This window comes from Streptomyces sp. NPDC051913 (genome assembly GCF_044593635.1).
In the GTDB taxonomy this organism is placed as follows: Bacteria; Actinomycetota; Actinomycetes; order Streptomycetales; family Streptomycetaceae; genus Streptomyces.
On the sequence record NZ_JBIUCI010000001.1, the window covers coordinates 1,008,135 to 1,030,852 of the forward strand.

Annotated in this window: 22 protein-coding genes and 1 pseudogene; 5 read left to right on the forward strand and 18 right to left on the reverse strand. The window is 68.7% G+C overall.

Translation table 11 applies throughout. The features are described 5' to 3' along the window. Position 1: 1 nt before the first annotated feature. From nuoK to ACIHIX_RS04740, 11 genes are read right to left on the reverse strand one after another with little or no spacing between them, the layout of a single operon-like run. Complete coding sequence (gene nuoK / locus ACIHIX_RS04690) at positions 2–301, reverse strand: NADH-quinone oxidoreductase subunit NuoK (RefSeq protein ID WP_003974374.1); 300 nt, start codon at positions 299–301, stop codon at positions 2–4. After that, complete coding sequence (locus ACIHIX_RS04695) at positions 298–1,140, reverse strand: NADH-quinone oxidoreductase subunit J (RefSeq protein ID WP_399949591.1); 843 nt, start codon at positions 1,138–1,140, stop codon at positions 298–300. Before ACIHIX_RS04695 ends, nuoK begins: the two co-directional genes overlap by 4 nt. Then, positions 1,137–1,739 carry an NADH-quinone oxidoreductase subunit NuoI gene (gene nuoI, locus ACIHIX_RS04700; RefSeq protein WP_399949593.1) on the reverse strand — a complete coding sequence of 201 codons (603 nt, stop codon included), beginning with the start codon at positions 1,737–1,739 and terminating at the stop codon, positions 1,137–1,139. Before nuoI ends, ACIHIX_RS04695 begins: the two co-directional genes overlap by 4 nt. Next, complete coding sequence (gene nuoH / locus ACIHIX_RS04705) at positions 1,732–3,102, reverse strand: NADH-quinone oxidoreductase subunit NuoH (RefSeq protein ID WP_399949595.1); 1,371 nt, start codon at positions 3,100–3,102, stop codon at positions 1,732–1,734. Before nuoH ends, nuoI begins: the two co-directional genes overlap by 8 nt. Continuing rightward, positions 3,099–5,603 carry an NADH-quinone oxidoreductase subunit G gene (locus tag ACIHIX_RS04710; RefSeq protein ID WP_399949597.1) on the reverse strand — a complete coding sequence of 835 codons (2,505 nt, stop codon included), beginning with the start codon at positions 5,601–5,603 and terminating at the stop codon, positions 3,099–3,101. The genes nuoH and ACIHIX_RS04710 overlap by 4 nt, the downstream gene beginning before the upstream one ends. After that, positions 5,600–6,949 (reverse strand): NADH-quinone oxidoreductase subunit NuoF, encoded by a 1,350-nt coding sequence (gene nuoF, locus ACIHIX_RS04715; RefSeq protein WP_399949599.1) that lies wholly within the window; start codon positions 6,947–6,949, stop codon positions 5,600–5,602. The genes ACIHIX_RS04710 and nuoF overlap by 4 nt, the downstream gene beginning before the upstream one ends. Further along, complete coding sequence (nuoE, locus tag ACIHIX_RS04720; RefSeq protein ID WP_399949601.1) at positions 6,949–7,851, reverse strand: NADH-quinone oxidoreductase subunit NuoE; 903 nt, start codon at positions 7,849–7,851, stop codon at positions 6,949–6,951. The genes nuoF and nuoE overlap by 1 nt, the downstream gene beginning before the upstream one ends. Then, positions 7,848–9,170 carry an NADH-quinone oxidoreductase subunit D gene (locus tag ACIHIX_RS04725; RefSeq protein ID WP_399949604.1) on the reverse strand — a complete coding sequence of 441 codons (1,323 nt, stop codon included), beginning with the start codon at positions 9,168–9,170 and terminating at the stop codon, positions 7,848–7,850. The genes nuoE and ACIHIX_RS04725 overlap by 4 nt, the downstream gene beginning before the upstream one ends. Further along, positions 9,167–9,922 carry an NADH-quinone oxidoreductase subunit C gene (locus ACIHIX_RS04730; RefSeq protein WP_399949606.1) on the reverse strand — a complete coding sequence of 252 codons (756 nt, stop codon included), beginning with the start codon at positions 9,920–9,922 and terminating at the stop codon, positions 9,167–9,169. Before ACIHIX_RS04730 ends, ACIHIX_RS04725 begins: the two co-directional genes overlap by 4 nt. After that, positions 9,919–10,473, reverse strand: a complete 555-nt coding sequence (locus tag ACIHIX_RS04735) for a NuoB/complex I 20 kDa subunit family protein (protein ID WP_399949609.1) — start codon at positions 10,471–10,473, stop codon at positions 9,919–9,921. Before ACIHIX_RS04735 ends, ACIHIX_RS04730 begins: the two co-directional genes overlap by 4 nt. A gap of 14 nt (positions 10,474–10,487) precedes the next feature. Next, complete coding sequence (locus ACIHIX_RS04740) at positions 10,488–10,847, reverse strand: NADH-quinone oxidoreductase subunit A (protein ID WP_007383963.1); 360 nt, start codon at positions 10,845–10,847, stop codon at positions 10,488–10,490. A 725-nt stretch (positions 10,848–11,572) separates the two neighbouring features. Between ACIHIX_RS04740 and ACIHIX_RS04745 the strand changes: the two genes are divergently transcribed. Beyond that, complete coding sequence (locus ACIHIX_RS04745; RefSeq protein WP_399949612.1) at positions 11,573–12,391, forward strand: C40 family peptidase; 819 nt, start codon at positions 11,573–11,575, stop codon at positions 12,389–12,391. Between the two features lie 95 nt (positions 12,392–12,486). Next, positions 12,487–12,711 (forward strand): annotated as a pseudogene (locus tag ACIHIX_RS04750) (peptide deformylase); the annotation flags it as partial. Between the two features lie 75 nt (positions 12,712–12,786). Here ACIHIX_RS04750 and ACIHIX_RS04755 read toward each other — a convergent pair. Further along, positions 12,787–14,085: a geranylgeranyl reductase family protein gene (locus tag ACIHIX_RS04755; protein WP_399950074.1), complete on the reverse strand. Its 1,299-nt coding sequence runs from the start codon at positions 14,083–14,085 to the stop codon at positions 12,787–12,789. A 106-nt stretch (positions 14,086–14,191) separates the two neighbouring features. On the opposite strand from ACIHIX_RS04755, the gene ACIHIX_RS04760 reads away from it, so the two are divergent. Both ACIHIX_RS04760 and ACIHIX_RS04765 read left to right on the forward strand, forming a co-directional pair. Then, entirely contained in the window at positions 14,192–14,716 is a 525-nt protein-coding gene (locus ACIHIX_RS04760; protein WP_399949615.1) for a GNAT family N-acetyltransferase, read from the forward strand. A gap of 113 nt (positions 14,717–14,829) precedes the next feature. Next, entirely contained in the window at positions 14,830–15,141 is a 312-nt protein-coding gene (locus ACIHIX_RS04765) for a PASTA domain-containing protein (protein WP_399949618.1), read from the forward strand. On the opposite strand, the gene ACIHIX_RS04770 is transcribed toward ACIHIX_RS04765, so the two are convergent. From ACIHIX_RS04770 to ACIHIX_RS04785, 4 genes are read right to left on the reverse strand one after another with little or no spacing between them, the layout of a single operon-like run. Beyond that, positions 15,128–15,823 carry a demethylmenaquinone methyltransferase gene (locus ACIHIX_RS04770; RefSeq protein WP_399949621.1) on the reverse strand — a complete coding sequence of 232 codons (696 nt, stop codon included), beginning with the start codon at positions 15,821–15,823 and terminating at the stop codon, positions 15,128–15,130. The genes ACIHIX_RS04765 and ACIHIX_RS04770 overlap by 14 nt on opposite strands. A gap of 23 nt (positions 15,824–15,846) precedes the next feature. Continuing rightward, positions 15,847–16,962 carry an acyltransferase gene (locus ACIHIX_RS04775; protein WP_399949623.1) on the reverse strand — a complete coding sequence of 372 codons (1,116 nt, stop codon included), beginning with the start codon at positions 16,960–16,962 and terminating at the stop codon, positions 15,847–15,849. A 1-nt stretch (position 16,963) separates the two neighbouring features. Then, a complete protein-coding gene (locus ACIHIX_RS04780; protein ID WP_399949626.1) occupies positions 16,964–19,213 on the reverse strand; it encodes a bifunctional polysaccharide deacetylase/glycosyltransferase family 2 protein in 2,250 nt (749 codons plus the stop codon). 19 nt (positions 19,214–19,232) lie between these two features. After that, a complete protein-coding gene (locus ACIHIX_RS04785; protein ID WP_399949629.1) occupies positions 19,233–19,628 on the reverse strand; it encodes a hypothetical protein in 396 nt (131 codons plus the stop codon). A 307-nt stretch (positions 19,629–19,935) separates the two neighbouring features. Here ACIHIX_RS04785 and ACIHIX_RS04790 point away from each other — a divergent pair, with 307 nt between their 5' ends. Then, positions 19,936–20,940 (forward strand): chitinase, encoded by a 1,005-nt coding sequence (locus ACIHIX_RS04790; RefSeq protein ID WP_399949632.1) that lies wholly within the window; start codon positions 19,936–19,938, stop codon positions 20,938–20,940. A 59-nt stretch (positions 20,941–20,999) separates the two neighbouring features. Here ACIHIX_RS04790 and ACIHIX_RS04795 read toward each other — a convergent pair whose 3' ends face one another. Next, entirely contained in the window at positions 21,000–21,446 is a 447-nt protein-coding gene (locus tag ACIHIX_RS04795) for an imidazolonepropionase-like domain-containing protein (protein ID WP_399949635.1), read from the reverse strand. A gap of 7 nt (positions 21,447–21,453) precedes the next feature. Then, the gene (gene mqnC / locus ACIHIX_RS04800; RefSeq protein WP_399949638.1) at positions 21,454–22,653 is read right to left on the reverse strand and encodes a cyclic dehypoxanthinyl futalosine synthase; all 1,200 of its coding nucleotides are present in this window, start codon (positions 22,651–22,653) and stop codon (positions 21,454–21,456) included. Between the last annotated feature and the right edge of the window lie 65 nt (positions 22,654–22,718).

The following is a 22,718-nucleotide window of genomic DNA, read 5'->3' on the forward strand; positions in this document are numbered from 1 at the left end:
CTCAGAGCTTCATCAGGCTGGCGTCGTCGACCGAGGCCGAGTGGCGGGAACGGAACAGGGACACGATGATCGCGAGCCCGACCACGACCTCCGCGGCGGCGACGACCATCGTGAAGAACGCGATGATCTGGCCGTCGAGGTTGCCGTGCATCCGGGAGAAGGCGACGAACGCGAGGTTGCAGGCGTTGAGCATGAGCTCGATGCACATGAACACGACGATCGCGTTGCGCCTGATCAGAACGCCGGTGGCGCCGATCGTGAACAACAGGGCCGCGAGGTAGAGGTAGTTGACGGGGTTCACTTCGACGCCTCCTCGGCCCGCTTGAGGTTGGCCGGCTCGACCGCGGTGCGCTCCAGGCGCTCCTCGGCGCGCTGCTCCAGCGCCTTGAGGTCATTGAGGGCCTCGGTGGACACGTCCCGGATCTGGCCGCGCTCGCGCAGGGTCTTGCTGACCGTGAGCTCGGAGGGGGTGCCGTCGGGCAGCAGGCCCGCGATGTCCACGGCGTTGTGCCGGGCGTAGACACCGGGTGCCGGCAGCGGCGGCAGGTGCTTGCCCTCGCGGACGCGCTGTTCGGCCATCTCACGCTGGGTCAGGGCGCGTTCAGTGCGCTCGCGGTGGGTGAGCACCATGGCGCCGACGGCGGCCGTGATCAGCAGGGCGCCGGTGATCTCGAAGGCGAAGACGTACTTGGTGAAGATGAGGGTCGCGAGGCCCTCCACGTTGCCGTTCGCGTTCGCCTGCGTGAGCCCGTTGAACTCCTTCAGGGAGGCGTTCCCGATGCCCGCGAACAGCAGGATGCCGAAGCCGAGGCCACTGAGAAGGGCCAGCCAGCGCTGGCCCTTGATGGTCTCCTTCAGGGAGTCCGCGGCCGTGACGCCGACGAGCATCACGACGAACAGGAACAGCATCATGATCGCGCCGGTGTAGACGACGATCTGCACGATGCCCAGGAAGTAGGCGCCGTTGGCGAGGTAGAAGACCGCCAGGATGATCATGGTGCCGGCGAGACAGAGCGCGCTGTGCACGGCCTTCTTCATGAAGACGGTGCACAGGGCGCCGATCACGGCGACGGTGCCGAGCACCCAGAACTGGAAGGCCTCGCCGGTGGAGGTGGAGTAGGCGGCGAGCTGCGGGCTCATGCCTCCACCTCCTCTTCTTCAGGCTTCTCGCCCTTGGAGACGGCTACTTGCTGGACCGTGCCGGGCGCGGCCTCGGTCACCAGGCCCCGGTAGTAGTCCTGCTCGTCGGTCCCCGGGTAGATCGCGTGGGGCGAGTCGACCATGCCGTCTTCCAGACCGGCGAGCAGCTGCTCCTTGGTGTAGATCAGGTTCGCGCGGCTGGAGTCGGCGAGCTCGAACTCGTTCGTCATCGTCAGCGCGCGCGTGGGGCACGCCTCGATGCACAGGCCGCACAGGATGCAGCGGGCGTAGTTGATCTGGTAGACGCGGCCGTACCGCTCGCCCGGCGAGTAGCGCTCCTCGTCCGTGTTGTCGGCGCCCTCCACATAGATGGCGTCGGCGGGGCAGGCCCAGGCGCACAGCTCGCAGCCGACGCACTTCTCCAGGCCGTCCGGATGGCGGTTGAGCTGGTGCCGTCCGTGGAAGCGGGGAGCGGTGGTCTTCTCCTGCTCCGGGTACTGCTCGGTCAGCCGCTTCTTGAACATGGCCTTGAAGGTCACGCCGAATCCGGCGACGGGGTTCATGAAACCGGGCTTGGTCTCCTTGGGCTCCTCAGCCATCGGACGCCTCCTTTCCATCCAGAGATCCGGATCCTTCGTCACTCTGAGTATTCACTCCACCACTGACAATCAGCTCCCGCTCCTGACGCGAGCGGCGCCTCGGCACGGACGGCAACTCCTGTCCGGGCAGCGGCGGTACGGGGAATCCCCCGGCCATCGGATCGAATCCGACGGCCGCCGCGGGCTCCTCCGCGTCCTCGGGCTTGCCGCGGAACATGTCCGCGACGAAGGAGAGCAGCAGCAGGACCAGGACACCGCCTCCGATGTAGAGGGCGATGTCGGCGAAGTCGTAGTTCTCGTTGCGCAGGGTCCGTACGGTCGCGACGAGCATCAGCCAGACGACGGAGACCGGGATGAGGACCTTCCAGCCGAGCTTCATCAGCTGGTCGTAGCGGACGCGTGGGAGCGTGCCGCGCAGCCAGATGAAGAAGAACAGCAGCAGCTGGACCTTGATGACGAACCAGAGCAGCGGCCACCAGCCGTGGTTGGCGCCCTCCCAGAAGGTGCTGACCGGCCAGGGGGCCCGCCAGCCGCCGAGGAAGAGGGTCACCGACACCGCCGAGACCGTCACCATGTTCACGTACTCGGCGAGCATGAACAGCGCGAACTTGATCGACGAGTACTCGGTGTTGAAGCCGCCGACGAGGTCGCCCTCGGACTCCGGCATGTCGAAGGGGGCACGGTTGGTCTCGCCGACCATCGTGATGATGTAGATGATGAAGGAGACCGGCAGCAGGATGACGTACCAGCGGTCCTGCTGCGCCTCGACGATCGCCGACGTCGACATCGAGCCCGAGTAGAGGAACACGGAGGCGAACGCGGCGCCCATGGCGATCTCGTACGAGATCATCTGCGCGCAGGAGCGCAGGCCGCCGAGGAGCGGGTAGGTCGATCCGGAGCTCCAGCCCGCGAGCACGATGCCGTAGATGCCGACCGAGGCGACCGCGAGGATGTAGAGCATCGCGATCGGCAGGTCGGTGAGCTGCATCGTGGTGCGCTGGCCGAAGATCGAGATCTCGTTGCCGGCCGGGCCGAAGGGGATCACCGCGATCGCCATGAAGGCCGGGATGGCCGCGACGATCGGCGCGAGGACGTAGACGACCTTGTCCGCGCGCTTGACGATGACGTCTTCCTTCAGCATCAGCTTCACGCCGTCGGCGAGCGACTGGAGCATGCCCCAGGGGCCGTGCCGGTTGGGGCCGATGCGCAGCTGCATCCAGGCGACGACCTTGCGCTCCCAGACGATGGAGAACAGCACGGTCACCATCAGGAACGCGAAGCAGAAGACGGCCTTGACGACCACCAGCCACCAGGGGTCGGTGCCGAACATCGAGAGGTCTTCCGCCGCGAGGTACGGGCTCATGCCTCCACCTCCTTGGGGGCAACGGCCGCGGGCGTCGCCGGGCCGATGCGGACGAGAGATCCGGGCAGCACACCGGCGTCGGAGGCGACGCCCCCGCCCACGGAGTTCAGCGGCAGCCAGACCACGCGGTCGGGCATCTCCGTGACCTGGAGCGGGAGTTCGACGACCCCGGTGGAACCGGTCACGGCGAGGACGTCGCCGTCCTTGACGCCGGCCTCGGCCGCGGTGGCGGCCGACACGCGCGCGTGGGCGGCGTGTCGCGTCCCCGCGAGCGCTTCGTCGCCCTCCTGGAGGCGCCCCTGGTCGAGCAGCAGCCGGTGTCCGGCCAGCACGGCCTCTCCGGCGGCGGGCCTCGGCAGCTGGGCGCCGGTTTCCAGCGGGTCGGTGGCGCGCGGTCCGTCCCAGGCGCCGAGCCGGTCGATCTCGCCGCGTACGGTGCGCAGATCCGGCAGACCCAGGTGTACGTCCATGGCGTCGGCCAGCATCTGGAGCACGCGCGCGTCGGCGGGGGCGAGGCGGCGGGTCATCTGGTCGGGCTTGAGCGCGGCCTCGAAGAAACGCACCCGGCCTTCCCAGTTGAGGAAGGTGCCGGCCTTCTCGGCGACCGCGGCGACCGGCAGGACGACGTCCGCGAGCTCGGTGACCTCGCTGGGCCGCAGCTCCAGCGACACCAGGAAGCCGACCTCGCCGAGCGCCTCACGCGCGCGCGGCGGGTCGGGCAGGTCGGCGACCTCCACGCCCGCGACGACCAGCGCCTGAAGCTCCCCGGTGGTGGCGGCCTCCACGATCTGCGTGGTGTCCCGGCCGTAGCGGTGCGGGAGGTCGGCGACGCCCCAGGCGGCGGCGACCTGCTCACGCGCGCGCGGGTCGGTGGCCGGACGGCCGCCCGGCAGCAGCGACGGCAGCGCGCCCGCCTCGACGGCGCCACGCTCCCCCGCCCTGCGCGGGATCCACACCAGCTGGGCGCCGATCGCGGACGCGGCCCGTACGGCGGCGGTCAGCCCGCCCGCCACGGCGGCCAGCCGCTCACCGACGACGATGACCGCGCCCTCGCCGCGCAGCGCCTCGGCGGCCTGCGCACCGCCCTCTTCTAGGCCGACGCCGCTCGCGAGCGCGTCCAGCCACTCGGTCTCGGTGCCGGGAGCGGCCGGCAACAGCGTGCCGCCGGCCTTCGTCAGGCCGCGCGTGGCGTGCGTGGCGAGCGAGAAGACCTTCTGTCCGTGCTTGCGCCAGGCCTTGCGCAGCCTCAGGAAGACGCCGGGCGCCTCCTCCTCGGCCTCGAACCCGACCAGCAGGACGGCGGGCGCCTTCTCCAGCGCGGTGTACGTGACGCCCGTACCGTCGAGGTCGCGGCCGTGTCCGGCGATCCGGGCGGCCAGGAAGTCGGCCTCCTCGCCGCTGTGCACGCGCGCGCGGAAGTCGATGTCGTTGGTGTCGAGCGCCACGCGCGCGAACTTGCTGTACGCGTAGGCGTCCTCGATGGTGAGCCGGCCGCCGGTCAGCACGCCGGTCCGGCCGCGCGAGGCGAGCAGCCCCTGCGCGGCGATCTCCAGCGCCTCGGGCCAGGAGGCCGGGACGAGCTCGCCCTCGGGGTTGCGCACCAGGGGCGTCTCCAGCCGGTCACGCTGCTGCGCGTACCGGAAGGCGAACCGCCCCTTGTCGCAGATCCACTCCTCGTTGACCTCGGGGTCGTTGGCCGCGAGCTTGCGCATGACCTTGCCGCGCCGGTGGTCGGTGCGGGTGGCGCAGCCGCCGGAGCAGTGCTCGCACACCGACGGCGAGGAGACCAGGTCGAAGGGGCGGGAGCGGAAGCGGTACGCCGCCGAGGTGAGCGCGCCGACCGGGCAGATCTGGATGGTGTTGCCGGAGAAGTACGACTCGAAGGGGTCGCCCTCACCGGTGCCGACCTGCTGGAGCGCGCCACGCTCGACCAGCTCGATCATCGGGTCGCCCGCGACCTGGTTGGAGAACCGGGTGCAGCGGGCGCACAACACGCACCGTTCCCGGTCGAGCAGCACCTGGGTGGAGATCGGGACGGGCTTCTCGTAGGTCCGCTTCTTGCCCTCGAATCGGGACTCGGACTGCCCGTGGGACATCGCCTGGTTCTGCAGCGGGCACTCGCCGCCCTTGTCGCAGACCGGGCAGTCCAGCGGGTGGTTGATGAGGAGGAGCTCCATCACACCGTGCTGGGCCTTCTCGGCGGCCGGGGAGGTGAGGTGGGTCTTCACCACCATGCCGTCCGTGCACGTGATCGTGCAGGACGCCATCGGCTTGCGCTGGCCCTCGACCTCGACGATGCACTGCCGGCAGGCGCCGGCCGGGTCGAGCAGGGGGTGGTCGCAGAAGCGCGGGATCTCGATGCCGAGCTGCTCGGCGGCCCGGATGACCAGGGTGCCCTTGGGCACGCTGATCTCGGCGCCGTCGATGGTCAGCGAGACGAGATCTTCCGGCGGGACCGCCGCCTCGCCCCCTCCCGAGGGAGCGTTGGTGGTCACCGTCATGCGTTCACCTCCGTGCGGGAGTCGGCCCAGGCCGTCGACTTGGCCGGGTCGAAGGGGCAGCCACGGCCCGTGATGTGCTGCTCGTACTCCTCGCGGAAGTACTTCAGCGAGGAGAAGATCGGCGAGGCGGCGCCGTCGCCGAGGGCGCAGAACGACTTGCCGTTGATGTTGTCGGCGATGTCGTTCAGCTTGTCGAGGTCGGACATGACGCCCTTGCCGGCCTCGATGTCGCGCAGCAACTGCACGAGCCAGTACGTGCCTTCACGGCAGGGTGTGCACTTGCCACAGGACTCGTGGGCGTAGAACTCGGTCCAGCGGGTGACGGCGCGGACGACGCAGGTCGTCTCGTCGAAGCACTGGAGTGCTTTGGTGCCGAGCATGGAACCCGCGGCACCCACTCCTTCGTAGTCAAGAGGGACGTCGAGGTGCTCGTCGGTGAACATCGGGGTCGAGGAGCCGCCCGGCGTCCAGAACTTGAGCCGGTGCCCGGGTCGCATGCCGCCGCTCATCTCCAGGAGCTGGCGGAGTGTGATGCCGAGCGGGGCCTCGTACTGGCCGGGGCTGGCGACATGGCCGCTGAGCGAATAGAGCGTGAAGCCGGGTGACTTCTCGCTTCCCATCGAGCGGAACCAGTCTTTGCCCCGGTTCAGAATCGCGGGAACCGACGCGATCGATTCGACGTTGTTCACCACAGTCGGGCAGGCATAGAGGCCTGCGACCGCAGGAAAGGGGGGACGGAGCCGCGGTTGACCACGGCGGCCTTCGAGCGAGTCGAGGAGTGCGGTCTCCTCACCGCAGATGTACGCCCCAGCGCCGGCGTGCACGGTGATGTCGAGATCGAGCCCGCTGCCCAGGATGTCCTTCCCGAGGTAGCCGGCCGCGTAAGCCTCGCTCACGGCCGCGTGCAACCGCCGCAGGACTGGCACCACTTCACCGCGCAGATAGATGAAGGCGTGCGACGACCTGATGGCATAACACGCGATGATCATGCCCTCGACGAGGCTGTGCGGGTTCGCGAAGAGGAGCGGAATGTCCTTGCAGGTTCCGGGCTCCGATTCGTCGGCGTTGACAACCAGATAGTGCGGCTTTCCATCTCCCTGGGGAATGAACTGCCATTTCATTCCGGTGGGGAATCCCGCGCCGCCGCGGCCGCGCAGACCGGAGTCCTTGACGTACGCGATCAGGTCGTCCGGCGACATCGCGAGCGCCTTGCGCAGGCCCTCGTATCCTTCGTGCCTCTTGTAGACGTCCAGCGTCCAGGACCTGTCCTCGTCCCAGAAGGCCGACAGCACGGGTGCGAGCAGCTTCTCGGGGCTGGTGTCTTTCAGCTCGGGTGCCAAGGTCATCACTCCCCCTCCTCGGCGGCGGGCCCTGCCGGGTGGGCCGGGTCGGAGGCCGATGTGTCCTGCGGCGCGTCGTGCGAGCTGAGGTGCTCGGTGGGCGACGGCTCGTGCACGGCCCTGTCCTGCGGTTCGTCGTGCGGACCGGCGTCCTGCGTGCCGGTGTCGTGCGGACCGCCGTCGCGCGGATGGACCACGCGCGCGGGTGCGGCCTCTCCCCTGGCCAGGCGGAGGCCCACCAGCGAGGCGGGTCCCGCTCCGCCGGTCGCCTCGACGGCTCCCGGCCGCTCGTCGGGGAAGCCGGCGAGGATCCGCGCGGTCTCCTTGAAGGTGCACAGCGGCGCCCCGCGCGTGGGCTGCACCGGGCGGCCCGCGACCAGGTCGTCGACGAGGCGCTTGGCGCTGGCCGGGGTCTGGTTGTCGAAGAACTCCCAGTTGACCATCACGACCGGCGCGAAGTCGCAGGCCGCGTTGCACTCGATGTGCTCCAGCGTGACCTTGCCGTCCTCCGTGGTCCCGCCGTTGCCGACGCCCAGGTGCTCCTGGAGGGACTCGAAGATCGCGTCGCCGCCCATCACCGCGCACAGCGTGTTGGTGCAGACGCCGACCTGGTAGTCACCGCTCGGGCGGCGCCGGTACATGGTGTAGAAGGTGGCGACGGCGGTGACCTCGGCCGTGGTCAGGCCGAGGACGTCCGCGCAGAACTGCATCCCGGTGCGCGTGACATGGCCCTCCTCCGCCTGCACGAGGTGCAGCAGCGGAAGGAGCGCGGACCGGGAGTCGGGGTAGCGGGCGATGACCTCGCGCGCGTCCGTCTCAAGGCGGGCTCGGACGTCGTCCGGGTAGGCGGGCGCGGGCAGTTCGGGCATGCCCAGGCTGACGCCCCGCTCCGAAGAAGAGGTGGTCACCGGTCGACGCCTCCCATCACGGGGTCGATGGACGCGACGGCGACGATGACGTCGGCGACCTGGCCGCCCTCGCACATCGCCGCCATGGCCTGAAGGTTGGTGAAGGACGGGTCCCGGAAGTGGACCCGGAAGGGGCGGGTGCCGCCGTCGGACACCGCGTGCACCCCGAGCTCGCCCTTGGGCGACTCGACGGCCGCGTACGCCTGTCCCGGCGGTACGCGGAAGCCCTCGGTGACCAGCTTGAAGTGGTGGATCAGGGCCTCCATGGAGGTGCCCATGATCTTCTTGATGTGGTCGAGGGAGTTGCCGAGACCGTCCGGGCCGAGCGCGAGCTGGGCGGGCCAGGCGATCTTCTTGTCGGCGACCATGACCGGGCCGGGCTGGAGCCGGTCCAGGCACTGCTCGACGATGTGCAGCGACTGGCGCATCTCCTCCAGGCGGATCAGGAACCGCCCGTAGGAGTCGCAGGTGTCGGCGGTCGGGACCTCGAAGTCGTAGGTCTCGTAGTCGCAGTAGGGCTGCGACTTGCGCAGGTCGTGCGGCAGGCCGGTGGAGCGCAGGATCGGGCCGGTGGCGCCGAGGGCCATGCAGCCGGCCAGGTCGAGGTAACCGACGTCCTGCATACGGGCCTTGAAGATGGGGTTCCCGGTGGCGAGCTTGTCGTACTCCGGGAGGTTCTTCTTCATCTTCTTCACGAACTCGCGGATGTGGTCCACCGCGCCGGGCGGCAGGTCCTGCGCGAGTCCGCCGGGGCGGATGTACGCGTGGTTCATCCTGAGCCCCGTGATGAGCTCGTAGATGTCGAGAATCATTTCACGATCACGGAATCCGTAGATCATGATCGTGGTGGCGCCGAGTTCCATGCCGCCGGTGGCGATGCACACCAGGTGCGAGGACAACCGGTTCAGCTCCATCAGGAGCACCCGGATGATCTTGGCGCGCTCGGTGATCTGATCCTCGATGCCGAGGAGCTTCTCGACGGCGAGACAGTAGGCCGTCTCGTTGAAGAAGGACGTCAGGTAGTCCATGCGCGTCACGAACGTGGTGCCCTGCGTCCACGTGCGGTACTCGAGGTTCTTCTCGATGCCGGTGTGGAGGTAGCCGATGCCGCAGCGGGCCTCGGTGACCGTCTCGCCCTCGATCTCCAGGATCAGGCGGAGCACACCATGGGTGGACGGATGCTGGGGGCCCATGTTGACGACGATGCGCTCGTCGTCGGCGCGGGCCGCGGACTGGACGACCTCGTCCCAGTCGCCACCGGTGACCGTGTAGACGGTGCCCTCGGTGGTCTCGCGAGGGGTTGCGTGCGAAGTGCTCACGAGTACGACCTCCGCTGGTCCGGAGCCGGGATCTGGGCGCCCTTGTACTCGACGGGGATGCCGCCGAGGGGGTAGTCCTTGCGCTGCGGATGGCCCTGCCAGTCGTCCGGCATCATGATCCGCGTCAGGGCCGGGTGACCGTCGAAGACGATCCCGAAGAAGTCGTAGGTCTCGCGCTCGTGCCAGTCGTTGGTCGGGTACACCGGGACCAGTGACGGGATCTTCGGGTCGGCGTCCGGGGCGCTGACCTCCAGGCGGATCAGCCGGTTGTGGGTGATCGAGCGCAGGTGGTAGACGGCGTGCAGCTCACGGCCCTTGTCGTGCGGGTAGTGGACCCCGCTCACCCCGGTGCAGAGCTCGAAGCGCAGGGCCGGGTCGTCGCGCAGGGTGCGGGCCACGCGCGGCAGGTGCTCGCGCTCGATGTGGAAGGTGAGTTCGCCGCGGTCGACGACCGTCTTCTCGATGGCGTTGTCGGGCAGCAGTCCCTGCTCCTCCAGGGCGCCCTCCAGCTCGTCGGCGACCTCGTCGAACCAGCCGCCGTACGGGCGGCTCGCCGCCCCCGGGAGCCGGATGGAGCGGACCAGGCCGCCGTACCCGGAGGTGTCGCCGCCGTTGTCGGCGCCGAACATGCCGCGCTGGACGCGGATCTCCTCGCCGCCGTCGCCCCGCTGTCCGGGGAGGTTGGAGGCGCCGAGGTCCTTCTCGGGGTTCACCCCGTTCGACGCCCCATTCACACCGTTCGCGTCGCTCACCGCAGCAGCCCCTTCATCTCGATCGTGGGCAGGGCCTTGAGCGCCGCTTCCTCCGCCTCCCGGGCCGCTTCCTCGGCGTTCACGCCGAGCTTTCCGCCCTGGATCTTCTGGTGGAGCTTGAGGATGGCGTCCATGAGCATCTCCGGCCGCGGCGGGCAGCCGGGGAGATAGATGTCGACCGGGACGATGTGGTCGACGCCCTGCACGATCGCGTAGTTGTTGAACATGCCGCCCGAGGAGGCGCAGACCCCCATGGAGATGACCCACTTGGGGTTCGGCATCTGGTCGTAGACCTGCCGGAGCACCGGCGCCATCTTCTGGCTGACCCGGCCGGCGACGATCATGAGGTCGGCCTGGCGGGGTGAGCCGCGGAAGACCTCCATGCCGAAGCGGGCCAGGTCGTAGCGTCCGGCGCCGGTCGTCATCATCTCGATGGCGCAGCAGGCCAGCCCGAAGGTGGCCGGGAAGACGGACGCCTTGCGCACCCAGCCCGCGGCCTGCTCGACGGTGGTCAGCAGGAAGCCGCTCGGCAGCTTTTCTTCGAGTCCCATGAGTTAAAGGCCCCTCAGTCCCATTCCAGGCCGCCGCGCCGCCATACGTACGCGTACGCGACGAAGACGGTGAGCACGAAGAGCAGCATCTCCACGAGCCCGAAAACACCCAGGGCGTCGAAGGTGACGGCCCAGGGGTAGAGGAAGACGATCTCGATGTCGAAGACGATGAAGAGCATCGCCGTCAGGTAGTACTTGATGGGGAAGCGCCCGCCGCCGGCCGGCGTGGGGGTCGGCTCGATCCCGCACTCGTAGGCCTCGAGCTTGGCCCGGTTGTACCGCTTCGGACCGATCAGCGTGGCCATGACCACGGAGAAGATCGCAAAGCCTGCCCCGAGGGCTCCCAGTACGAGGATGGGCGCATACGCGTTCACCGCTCCTCGCTCCTCTCAGTCGGCACTGACTGCTGGCGATGGCGTTGGGTTCACTTCCGTCTCACGTGCCTCACGAACCCCGTTCGTCCCGACGAAGATCGCGAACATGTGAAGCAGGTCACAAGCCCAACTGACCCGCATCTTATGCCCGCCGGTCTGTGATCTGCGACACGGGGTATTGCACAAGCTTTGTGATCTCCACCACCTGACGAAGGATCATGAAGTCGGATGAGCGGTGATCTTCGTACGTGAAGCGTCCGAGCGATCACCAGAGGTGACATTTTGGCTCGTCGGCGCAGTTGAGAGGGGGTGCGGGGAGAGCGTCTCAATATCAAGAGTCTTCCCGTGCATGCAAATTGGCGCTGGACGCGGCCGCTTGGTAGTGAGCGGCGTTCACACCCGAGAGGGGGGTCCGGGGCGCGATGTGGACGCGTGCACACATTCACGAGCGAGTGACGGCGAGGGGCGCGCGCGTGACGCGGGCGCCGCTGTAACCGTTGCGTGACCTCCGCCACATCGATGAGAGACCTCTGAGAAGCGGGCTTGGCCACCGGTCCCAACCGATGGTAGGCGCGGGGCAATTCGGGCGTAACGATGAAAGACCGTGATCACGGCCATGATGGGTCGTGCCCGCAATGTCCGTTACGGCGTCAATAAAGGGCGCCACGCCCTGAATTCGAGGGGCTGATTGAACAACTGTGGCGCAGCACACGTTTCTTGAAGGTATGGAGGAGCCCCTGATACCGGTTGTTCTCATGTCCCACACCGCTCACATACGCAGCCACCGGAAGCCCCGCCGCAGCGCGACGACATCGATCGCCGTGCGCGCCGGAGTTGCCGGTGGCGTCCTCAGCATGGCAGCGGCGGGCGCGTCGGCCTCGGCGAGCGCCGCCGAGACCACGCAGACGCTCGAACTGCCCACGCTCACGGCCGACCTGGCCGCCCAGGTCGCCCAGTCCGCGGACGCCACGCAGCAGGCCGCCGCGAACTACGAGCTGGAGGCCGAGCGTGACGCGGCCGCCGCCGCGGCCGCGAAGGAGGCCAAGAAGGACCTCGCTGACGCGAAGAAGAAGGCGGAGGCCAAGAAGAAGGCCGAGGAGGCCCGCAAGGCCGCCGCGGAGGCCGCCGTCTCGCGTTCCTCGACCCGGAGCACCCTCTCCGCGTCCACGACCGTCTCGGCGCCCGCCAGCGGCTCCGTCGCGACCGTCATCTCCTTCCTCAAGGCCCAGGTGGGCGACGCCTACGTCATGGGCGGCACCGGCCCCAACGCGTGGGACTGCTCGGGTCTGGTCCAGGCCGCGTTCAAGCAGGTCGGCGTCGACCTGCCGCGCGTCTCCCAGGACCAGTCGATGTCCGGCACCGACGTCTCCCTGTCCAACCTCCAGGTCGGCGACATCCTCTACTGGGGTGCCAAGGGCTCCGCGTACCACGTGGGCGTCTACATCGGCGACGGCCAGTACCTGGACGCGGCCAACCCCTCCAAGGGCGTCGTCATCCAGGACCTCTCGGGTTACCCGGCGACGGGCGCCGTACGCGTACTCTGACAAAACGCGCATCGACGCACAGAACGTCGGAAGGGCCGCAGCCGCTCGGGGGCAGCGGCCCTTCCGCCTTTCCCTGACGGGGTTTTCGCTTGGGGCTGCGGGTGTTCGTGTACGACTGCCCGGACGACGACGGGGGCCGACATGTCGGGCACCTCGTGAATCCGGTGCTCGCCCTACTCGACCCCGCTGATCGGAGGCTCCTCGACGACGGCGAAAGGTGACTGTCGGTCCGGGAGCCGTCATGGACGTACCGCGCCCGGACCGGGCCGTCGTGCGGGGGGTGCGACAAGGGCGGGGCGCCGCTCGCCGTCGAGGGGACGCACTGCGGCAGGTGGCGGCCCGGCGGGAAGGGGCTTCGCTCGCCGGGCGCCAACATCCAGGCCCTGGGCGGGTAGTTACGCCTTCGGGGCCACCTTGCTCAGGCCGTTGATGATGCGGTCCATCGCGTCGCCGCCCGTCGGGTCGGTGAGGTTGGCGAGCATCTTCAGGGTGAACTTCATGAGCACGGGGTGGGTGAGACCCCGCTGGGTCGCGATCTTCATGACCTTCGGGTTGCCGATGAGCTTCACGAAGGCGCGGCCCAGGTTGTAGTAGCCGCCGTAGGTGTCCTTCAACACCTGCGGGTAGCGCTGGAGGGCCAGTTCGCGGCTCGCGGGCGTCGGGCGGGCGTGGGCCTGGACGATGACGTCGGCGGCGATCTGGCCGGACTCCATGGCGTAGGCGATGCCCTCGCCGTTGAAGGGGTTCACCAGGCCGCCGGCGTCGCCGACCAGCAACAGGCCCTTGGTGTAGTGGGGTTTGCGGTTGAAGGCCATCGGCAGGGCGGCGCCGCGGATCGGGCCGGTCATGTTCTCCGGCGTGTAGCCCCACTCCTCCGGCATCGAGGCGCACCAGGCCTTCAGCACCTCGCGCCAGTCGAGCTCCTTGAAGGAGTCGGAGGTGTTGAGCACACCGAGGCCCACGTTGGACGTGCCGTCACCCATGCCGAAGATCCAGCCGTAGCCGGGCAGGAGACGGTCCGGGCCCGGCCCGCGGCGGTCCCACAGCTCCAGCCAGGACTCCAGGTAGTCGTCCTCGTGGCGGGGCGACTCGAAGTACGTCCGTACGGCGACACCCATCGGGCGGTCCTCACGGCGGTGCAGGCCCATCGCCAGGGACAGCCGGGTGGAGTTGCCGTCGGCGGCGACGACGACCGGCGCGTGGAAGGTGACCTCGCGCTTGTCCTCGCCGAGCTTGGCGTGCACGCCGGTGATGTGGCCGGTGCGGTCGTCGACGATCGGGGCGCCGACGTTGCAGCGCTCGTACAGCCGTGCGCCCGCCTTCTGGGCCTGCCGGGCGAGCTGCTCGTCGAAGTCGTCGCGCTTGCGGACGAGGCCGTAGTCCGGGAAGGAGGCGAGATCCGGCCAGTCCAGCTGGAGCCGGACGCCGCCGCCGATGATGCGCAGGCCCTTGTTGCGCAGCCAGCCGGCTTCCTCGGAGATGTCGATGCCCATGGCGACGAGCTGCTTGGTGGCGCGCGGGGTGAGTCCGTCGCCGCAGACCTTCTCGCGCGGGAACGCTGTCTTCTCCAGCAGGAGGACGTCGAGACCGGCCTTGGCGAGGTAGTACGCGGTCGTGGAGCCGGCCGGCCCCGCGCCGACGACGATGACGTCAGCGGTGTTTTCGGACAAGGGCTCGGAGTGGGGCTCGGTCACGGCGGTCACGGCGGGATCTCCCCAAGTTCGAAATCTGCGTGCCGACTAGCACTGGACATGGGCAGTCTATTCAGCACGATTGATCACCCGGCTGAAGGGCTGCCCCGTGAACCGAGCTCTCCCCGTAGTAAGGCTGCGTGTCCCCACCGACGAGGACGCCGTCGCCTGGCACCGGCTCTTCGACGACCCGGACGTCATGGAGTTCCACGGCGGCCGGTCCGCGGAGCTGTACGTCTATGAGGAGCTCACGGCCCGCCAGCGTCGGCACGACGCCGAGCTGGGCTTCTGTCTGTGGACCATGCTCGACGAGGAAGGGCGGGCCATCGGTTTCACGGGCGGCCAGCCGTGGCCGCACGAGTGGGGGCCGAAGGGCGAGATCGAGATCGGCTGGCGGCTCGGGCGCGCGTACTGGGGCAAGGGGTACGCCTGGGCAGCCGCGCAGGAGACGCTGGCGCGGCTGCGGGCGGCGGGCGTGGCGGACGTGGTGGCGATGGTCAGACCGGGCAACGAGCGGTCCGTCGCGGTCGCCCGCCGCCTCGGCATGGACCTCGCGGAGACCTTCCCGCACCCGCGGTTCTCGGAGGACGCGCTCTGCTTCCGGCTCGACCTGCACAATAGTGACGCAGAGTAACCATCTGCTACAGAACGCGACCTGACGCTTCCGGACGGCACCCCTGGGCGGTTACCCTTCAGGTACCGCTGGGGGTGACATCTGTGCGTATAACACCGCAAAAAACACCCGAAGTGCGCGTACCGCGGCTGGTCGGCCTGATGGCCATGGACGCGCGCCGGACGGCAGAGGCGACCGGCCTCTTCCTGAACACTCCGGACCGGGCCGATTTCCACCAGACCGTGGTCGAGTACGTCGTACGGCAGTACCCGCAGCCCAACGCCGAGGTGCCCCGGGACTCCGTGATCTACGTGTGGTTCGACTTCGGCGAGGGAGAAGGCGGCGGCGGAGTGCGCGAGCCGCGCCTCCCGAGGCCCCCCACGGGCGGCCTCCAGCGCGAGCTGGACGAGCCCGGCGACCCCTATGTGGCCGTCAGCTCTGCTTGAACCCCCGGTGCAGGGCCACGACCCCGCCCGTCAGGTTCCGCCACGCCACCTTCGACCAGCCGGCCTTCTGCAGATGCCCGGCCAGCGCGGGCTGGTCCGGCCAGGCGCGGATCGACTCGGCGAGATAGACGTACGCCTCGGGGTTGGAGGAGACCGCGCGGGCGACCGGCGGCAGGGCGCGCATCAGGTACTCGGTGTAGACCGTGCGGAAGGGCGCCCAGGTCGGGTGGGAGAACTCGCAGATCACGACCCGGCCGCCGGGCTTGGTCACCCGGTACATCTCGCGCAGCCCGGCGTCGAAGTCCTGCACGTTGCGCAGCCCGAAGGAGATGGTGACGGCGTCGAAGGTGTCGTCCTTGAAGGGCAGCCGCGTCGCGTCACCCGCCGTCAGCGGAAGCCACGGGTGGTTCCGCTTGCCGACCTTGAGCATGCCCAGCGAGAAGTCGCACGGGACGACGTACGCGCCGGTCCGCGCGAACGGGAGCGACGAGGTGGCCGTACCGGCCGCCAGATCCAGGATCTTCTGCGCGGGCCGGGCGTCGACCGCCTTCGCGACCTCCTTGCGCCACACCCGGTCCTGGCCGAGCGACAGCACGTCGTTCGTCAGGTCGTACCGTTCCGCCACGTCGTCGAACATCGAGGCGACTTCGTGCGGCTGCTTGTTCAGGGAAGCGCGGGTCACGGGCCCATTGTTGCAGTACGTCCCTACGGCAGAAGCCGCGGCTTCTTCTTCGCCGCCACGTCCTCCACCCATCCGCACGCCAGCACGAACACCGCGATGAGCACCCAGCCGATCCCGAACATGAACCACTGGCTCTCCAGCGGCAGGTACTTCTCGAACGCGGGTACGTTCCAGAACTGGTCGATCAGCGGTACGGCGAGGATCAGCGCGATCTCGTGCCAGAGGTAGATCGTCACCGCCCGCGCGTTGAAGACGGTGACGACCCGGTCCAGCCGCCGGTACCGGGTCAGCCGGGCGAAGTCGATCCGGAAGTACGCCTTCGCCCACATCAGCAGCATCACGTACCCGGCCGACCAGAAGGCCTGCGCGAGCGGGATCTCGTCGAGGTCGTACGTCCCGACCTCGCCCTGGTGGGTGAAGGCGTACCAGCCGCCGTACCCGACGGCGGCCAGCGACAGGACCACGACCACCGCGGGCCTCATCCGCTCCAGCACCCCGTCGCGGTGGGCGAAGCCGAGGATCCAGCAGAAGAGGTACGTCGAGAAGTCCCAGAGCTCGTTGCCGAGCCGCCCCTCGGGACCGGACCACACGAAGTTGAGGACCAGGATCGGGACGAGCGAGAGCAGCAGCACCGGTACGCGCGCCAGCCGGAACACCTTCAGCAGCAGCGGGGACAGCAGCACGAACCACAGGTAGGTGCGCAGGTACCAGAGGATCTCCCAGGCCTGGACGCCCCACTTGTTGCCCGGTGGGTCACCGAACGGCACGATCCAGAAGACGATGTTGTAGTGCCTCGGCATCCAGCCGTGGACGAGCATCGCCAGCACCACGAAGACGCCCCAGAACCAGAACGGGGGCAGCAGCCGCCGCAGCCGGCTCTTCACCACCTTGAGGGCGGGGCGCTCCAGGGACTTCGCCATCAGCGTGCCGGCGAGTCCGAACATGATCCCCATGGAGGGGAAGACCATGCCGCACCAGGCCCACCCGAAGGTGTGATAGGTGACGACGCGGATCAGGGCGACGGCCCGCAGGGTGTCGAAGTAGCGGTCGCGCAGGGGGCGTTGGGGCCGGGTGTCGGTGACCGTCGGCCGCTCGGTGGTCAGCACGGCCGCGGGTCCACCTCTGCGGTGCGAACCCATCTCAGCTCACCCCCGCCGGGGTCCCGACCTCGCCGGTCCGCTTGAGCTTCTGCCACCTGAGCCGGCCGCCGGTCAGCGCGGTGATGCAGGAGTGGATGAGGACGAGGTACATCATCTGGCGGTAGGCCAGCTGCTGGAGCGGCATCATCAGCAGGTACCGGTACTTCTCCTTGTCCAGGCGGAACGCGTAGGCCGCGCAGACCAGTTGGATGCCCAGCACCGCGAGCCAGGCCAGCAGGGCGGCCTGAAAGTCGATGAAGATCATCGAGTACGCGGTGAAGACGTCGATGAGCGGCGCGAAGACCGGCGTGACGATCTGGAAGATCACCACCAACGGCATGCCGACCCGGCCGAAGCGGCCCGAAGGTCCCTTGTCCGTCAGGGACTTGCGGTGCTTCCACAGCGCCTGCATGGTGCCGTACGACCACCGGTAGCGCTGCGACCACAGCTGCTTGAGCGAACCGGGCGCCTCCGTCCACGCCTTGGCGTGCTCCTGGTAGACGACCCGCCAGCCCGCGCGGTGCATGGCGATGGTGATGTCGGTGTCCTCGGCGAGGGTGTCCTCGCTCATGCCGCCGACCTGGAGCACCGCGTCACGGCGGAACGCGCCGATCGCGCCCGGGATGGTGGGCATGCAGCGCAGCAGGTCGTACATGCGGCGGTCGAGGTTGAAGCCCATCACGTACTCGATGTGCTGCCAGGCGCCGATGACCGTGTCCCGGTTGCCGACCTTGGCGTTGCCCGCGACCGCGCCCACCTCCGGGTCGGCGAAGGGCTGCACCAACTGGTGCACGGCGTCCGGTTCGAAGACGGTGTCGCCGTCCATCATGATGACGATGTCGTAACTGGCGTTGCGGACACCGTTGTTGAGGGCGGCGGGCTTGCCCGCGTTCTCCTGCCGGATGACCCGGACGTTCGTCATGCCGAGTCCGTACGCCGCGTCGCGGGCGATCTCGGAGGTACCGTCCGTGGACCCGTCGTCGACGACGATGATCTCGATCGGATGGGTGCTCCGCGCCAGCGACTCGAGGGTGTTGGCGATGCACTCCTTCTCGTTGTACGCCGGGACGATCACGCTCACCGGGCCGGTGACGGTCGGGCCCCAGCTGAACCGGCGTTTGTTGCGCTGTCTGTAGTGGCGGCGGGCGAGGATCAGCATCATCCCGAACCGGCCCATGACGGCGACACCGACGACCATCAGCCCGACCGAGAGCGCGGGCACGGCCCACTCCGCGACGGCGACGGCTCCGATGAGGGCCTTGCCCTCGTAGAGGGTGGCGCCGGTGGCCTCGCGGTGGGCGGCCTGGAGGGTGTTCACGCCGGTGCCGGTGCCGACCCCCACGGCCCCTTGCCCGGCAGGCTGCTGCTGCTCCTTCTCCAGCACCCCGCTGATGGTGGTGAAGGTGTAGCCCTTCGCCTTCATCTTCTCGATGTACGTCGGCAGCGCCTTGATGGTCTGCGAGCGCTCGCCACCCGCGTCGTGGAACAGCACCGACGCCCCGTCGCTCTTGGACGGCGTCGCCCACTTCACGATCTTCGAGACGCCCGGCTTCTTCCAGTCGTCGCTGTCGGTGTCGACGAAGACGCTGGTGTAACCGTCCTCGCCGAGCTTCTGGTAGACGGGCCAGCTGTAGTTGTCGATGGCGTCCGTCTCCGAGGAGTACGGCGCCCGGAACAGCGTGGTGGTGATGCCGGCCGCGCCCGCCAGCGCGAGCTGGGTCTGCTGCATCTCGCGGTTGACGCGGGCGTCGCTCTGGTAGGAGAGGTCGACGTGGGTGAAGGTGTGGATGCCCACCTCGTTGCCCTGCTCGACCATGTCCTTCACGATGCCGGGGTAGCGCGACACCATCGAGCCGACCACGAAGAACGTGGCGGGGACGTCGTACTTCTCCAGGATCTCCAGCACCTGCGGGGTGTAGGTGGGGTTGGGGCCGTCGTCGAAGGTCAGGGCGATGGTCTTGTCCGGCACGGAGACCGTCGTGGCCTGTCCGCCGCGGAAGCTGAGGATCGGCCCGCCGTCCAGGATCTTGTCCGGGACCTTGCTGGAGCTGGCCCCGTCGCGGACGCGCTGGTCGCCGCCGACCTCGGCGCGCAGATAGCCGTCGAGGAGCATCACGCTGGTGAGCGCCAGCAGAAGCAGCAGGGCGAGCAGGACGCGCGGCTTCTGCAGCGCCGCCGCCTTGCCCGCCGCGCGCCCGATACGGGAGGGGGCGCGGCGCCGGCCCCGGCGGGATGTCGTGGTCGTGGTCATAACGGTCCCTGCGCTCCGGTCAGTTGGCGTTCGCGGACGCGTTCACGGACGCGGACGGCGTGGGGACGCCCGAGGGCAGCGCGGGTGGGCTGCCGCTGGGCCGTACGACGTTGCCGACGCCGCCCTGTTGGCGGACGCCCGGACCGGTGCCGCTCTGGCCGGCCGGTCCGCCCTGGCCGCCGCCGAAGGGCAGCAGCGAGGACGGGCTCGACGTGCCGATTCCCATGAAGGCCAGGCCCAGGACGACGGCGTACCCGAGACACAGGACGCCGACGAGGACACCGATCCGGCGCAGCAGCTTCGAGCGGCGTCCGGAGTTGTCAACGAACACGGGTCCCTCGTCGTCGGACCCGTTGCCGCGTTTGCGGCGGCGACCACGCGGGGCGCGGTTTTCGATGGCAGGCTCGGAATGCATTCCCCGGATATTAGGGAGGCTTTATGTGTCAGAAACTCGGGTTCCCTTGTGAGACACGTATGAGAAACGCCTTAACCTGTCCCTTCTCTGAGAGTTCGCTGGAACGCCTGCGCAACCCCGGCCGGGGTGAATAGAGTTGAATGTGCCGTTTCAGTGGCCGGTTGGCCCGTTTTGTTCGCCCCAGCCCATGGATCCGCTATGCGAATACTGTCCTCATGAAGCCCAGCCGCGTGTGAGACATTTCCACTTCAGAAACACAGTTTGTTTCCATCCTGAGACAGAAATCACGAGAGCGGGTGCATGCGCGATGCGGCGTTTCCTGAGGCCGGTGGCGGGGCTCGGTTGCCTGTTTGCCCTGGCCACGACGGGGTGCTCGGCCGACACCGACGCGGCGCCGGGCAAGACGTCCGCGGCTCCGTCGGCCACCTCCTCGAAGCCGTCGTCCAGCACCTCCTACGCCCCCTACGTCAGCGCGACGGAGGCCTCCGACCTCGACTCCGCCGGGTCGCCGACGACGTACAACCTCGCGTTCGTGATCTCGGACGGAAGCAGCTGCACCCCGAAGTGGAACGGCACGACGGCCATCGACAACTCGGCCGTGGCCTCCCGGATCTCGGCGCTCAAGGACGACGGGGCGAGCGTCCGGGTCTCCTTCGGCGGGGCGTCCGGGGAGGAGCTGGCGGAGACGTGCGACAGTGCGGAGGAGCTGGCGGAGGCGTACGGCGAGGCGCTCGACGCGGCCGGCTCCACCCAGGCCGACTTCGACATCGAGGGTGACGCGCTGACCGACTCCGACTCGGTGGAGCTGCGGTCGGAGGCGATAGCGCTGCTCCAGGAGGAGCGGAGTGACGTGAGCGTCGTCTTCACGCTTCCCGTGATGCCGTCGGGGCTGGACGACGACTCCCTCGCGTTGCTGGAGTCGGCCAACAACAGTGCGGTGCAGGTCGCTTCGGTCAATCTCATGACCATGAACTACGCGGAGTCCTACGACGGGGACATGGGCGACTACGCGATCACCGCGGCGAAGGCGGCGCACACGCAGTTGCGGGACGTCTTCGGTACGTCGGCCGCGACGGCGTGGGGTGGGATGGCGCTCACGTCGATGATCGGCACGAATGATGTGGACGGGGAGACGTTCACGCTGTCGGATGCCGCTCAGGTGCGGGAGTTCGCGGAGGAGAAGGGGGTGGGGTGGGTGTCTATGTGGTCGACGTTCCGGGATCAGGAGTGCACCGGTGATGAGGATGCCCTGACCAACTGCAGTGGGGTGTCGCAGAGTTCGGGGGCGTTCGGGGAGGCGTTTTCGTCGTAGTTCGGGTGCGGGCGGGTGGGGGCTTGTCGCGCAGTTCCCCGCGCCCCTTGGCGGCGTTGTCAGCGTCGTCTGTGAACCAGGCGCCCGGCGCAAACCGTTGCGATGCACTCGCCGGTCTCTGCGAATACGGCTAGGTCGGCTCGGCCGGTCCGTCTGATCGCCGTCGACTGTGTGCGCGGGAGGACGACCACGTCGTTGCGCTCGGCCGCCGCCCGGAGTTCGGGCGTATCGGCGTGCTCCTCCAGGACCGCCACCGCGCCCAGCTTCAGTACCGCGTGGATGCGTTCACGCGGGCTCGGCGCGTCCGGTAGGGGGCCCTCGTGAATGCGAGCGGGCCCCAGAACGCCTGGCCAGGTACGTACACGAGCGTCCGGGAAACGCTCGCGCAGCTCCTCCAGCGTGCCCACGGCGCCGACACGGTCCCGCCCCACCAGGACGGCACCGCCCTTGATTGGCTCCGACTCCCAGGTGTACCGGACCTCGTCGGCGGCGTGAATCGTCTCCATCCGCAGGTCAGTTGGAGGCGAGGATCTTCAGCTCGGGATGTGCCGTGCCGCCCTCGATCGCCGTGGACGAGATGTGGGACTGGACGCGCACGTCGACCGGGTCGTTCGCCGGGTCGTCGTGGACGACGAGGTGTTCGTACGTCGTGGCGCGCTGGGCCGGGGTCCGGCCCGCCGTGCGGATCATGTCGATCATTTCCTGGAGGTTGGAGCGGTGCTTGGCACCGGCCGCCGAGACGACGTTCTCCTCCAGCATCACCGAGCCCAGGTCGTCCGCGCCGTAGTGCAGCGTCAGCTGGCCCGCGTCCTGTCCGGTGGTCAGCCAGGAGCCCTGGATGTGGGCGATGTTGTCCATGAAGAGCCGGGAGATCGCGATCATCCGCAGGTACTCGAAGATCGTGGCCTGGGTGCGGCCCTTGAGGTGGTTGTTCATCGGCTGGTAGAGGTACGGGATGAAGGCCCGGAAGCCCCCGGTCCGGTCCTGTACGTCACGGATCATCCGCAGGTGCTCGATGCGCTCGGCGTTCGTCTCGCCCGTGCCCATCAGCATGGTGGAGGTGGATTCGACGCCCAGCCGGTGAGCCGTCTCCATGATCTCCAGCCAGCGCTCACCGCTCTCCTTCAGCGGCGCGATGGCCTTGCGCGGACGCTCGGGGAGCAGCTCCGCACCGGCGCCCGCGAAGGAGTCGAGGCCCGCGGCGTGGATCCGCTGGATCGCCTCCTCCACACTCACCTTGGAGATGCGGGCCATGTGCTCGACCTCGCTCGCCCCCAGGCTGTGGATGACGAGCTGCGGGTACGCCTCCTTGATGGCGGCGAAGTGCTTCTCGTAGTACTCCACGCCGTAGTCCGGGTGGTGCCCGCCCTGGAACATGATCTGCGTGCCACCGAGCTCGACGGTCTCGGCACAGCGCCGCAGGATGTCGTCCAGGTCGCGCGTCCAGCCGTTCTTCGTGTCCTTCGGCGGCGCGTAGAAGGCGCAGAACTTGCACGCCGTGACGCACACGTTCGTGTAGTTGATGTTCCGCTCGATGATGTACGTCGCGATGTGCTCCGTACCCGCGTACCGACGGCGCCGGACCGCGTCGGCGGCGGAGCCCAGCGCGTGCAGCGGGGCATCGCGGTAGAGGTCGAGCGCCTCTTCAGGGGTGATCCGCCCACCGGCGGCGGCGCGGTCGAGGACGGACTGAAGGTCGGCCTTCTCGGTCACCGGAGCGTCCCTTTCGTCAAGGGTTGTGGACGGAAGCATCCATGTGCGCGGACTCGGCCAGCCTA

Bases quoted from the DNA above. Each gene is read 5' to 3' on its own strand.
- ACIHIX_RS04775 (WP_399949623.1), bottom strand. From the start codon at position 16,962: ATGGGTTCGCACCGCAGAGGTGGACCCGCGGCCGTGCTGACCACCGAG.
- nuoF (WP_399949599.1), bottom strand. From the start codon at position 6,949: ATGACCTTGGCACCCGAGCTGAAAGACACCAGCCCCGAGAAGCTGCTC.
- ACIHIX_RS04795 (WP_399949635.1), bottom strand. From the start codon at position 21,446: ATGGAGACGATTCACGCCGCCGACGAGGTCCGGTACACCTGGGAGTCG.
- ACIHIX_RS04745 (WP_399949612.1), top strand. From the start codon at position 11,573: ATGGAGGAGCCCCTGATACCGGTTGTTCTCATGTCCCACACCGCTCAC.
- ACIHIX_RS04790 (WP_399949632.1), top strand. From the start codon at position 19,936: ATGCGGCGTTTCCTGAGGCCGGTGGCGGGGCTCGGTTGCCTGTTTGCC.
- ACIHIX_RS04780 (WP_399949626.1), bottom strand. From the start codon at position 19,213: ATGACCACGACCACGACATCCCGCCGGGGCCGGCGCCGCGCCCCCTCC.
- ACIHIX_RS04785 (WP_399949629.1), bottom strand. From the start codon at position 19,628: ATGCATTCCGAGCCTGCCATCGAAAACCGCGCCCCGCGTGGTCGCCGC.
- ACIHIX_RS04735 (WP_399949609.1), bottom strand. From the start codon at position 10,473: ATGGGACTCGAAGAAAAGCTGCCGAGCGGCTTCCTGCTGACCACCGTC.
- ACIHIX_RS04710 (WP_399949597.1), bottom strand. From the start codon at position 5,603: ATGACGGTGACCACCAACGCTCCCTCGGGAGGGGGCGAGGCGGCGGTC.
- ACIHIX_RS04695 (WP_399949591.1), bottom strand. From the start codon at position 1,140: ATGAGCCCGCAGCTCGCCGCCTACTCCACCTCCACCGGCGAGGCCTTC.
- nuoH (WP_399949595.1), bottom strand. From the start codon at position 3,102: ATGAGCCCGTACCTCGCGGCGGAAGACCTCTCGATGTTCGGCACCGAC.
- nuoI (WP_399949593.1), bottom strand. From the start codon at position 1,739: ATGGCTGAGGAGCCCAAGGAGACCAAGCCCGGTTTCATGAACCCCGTC.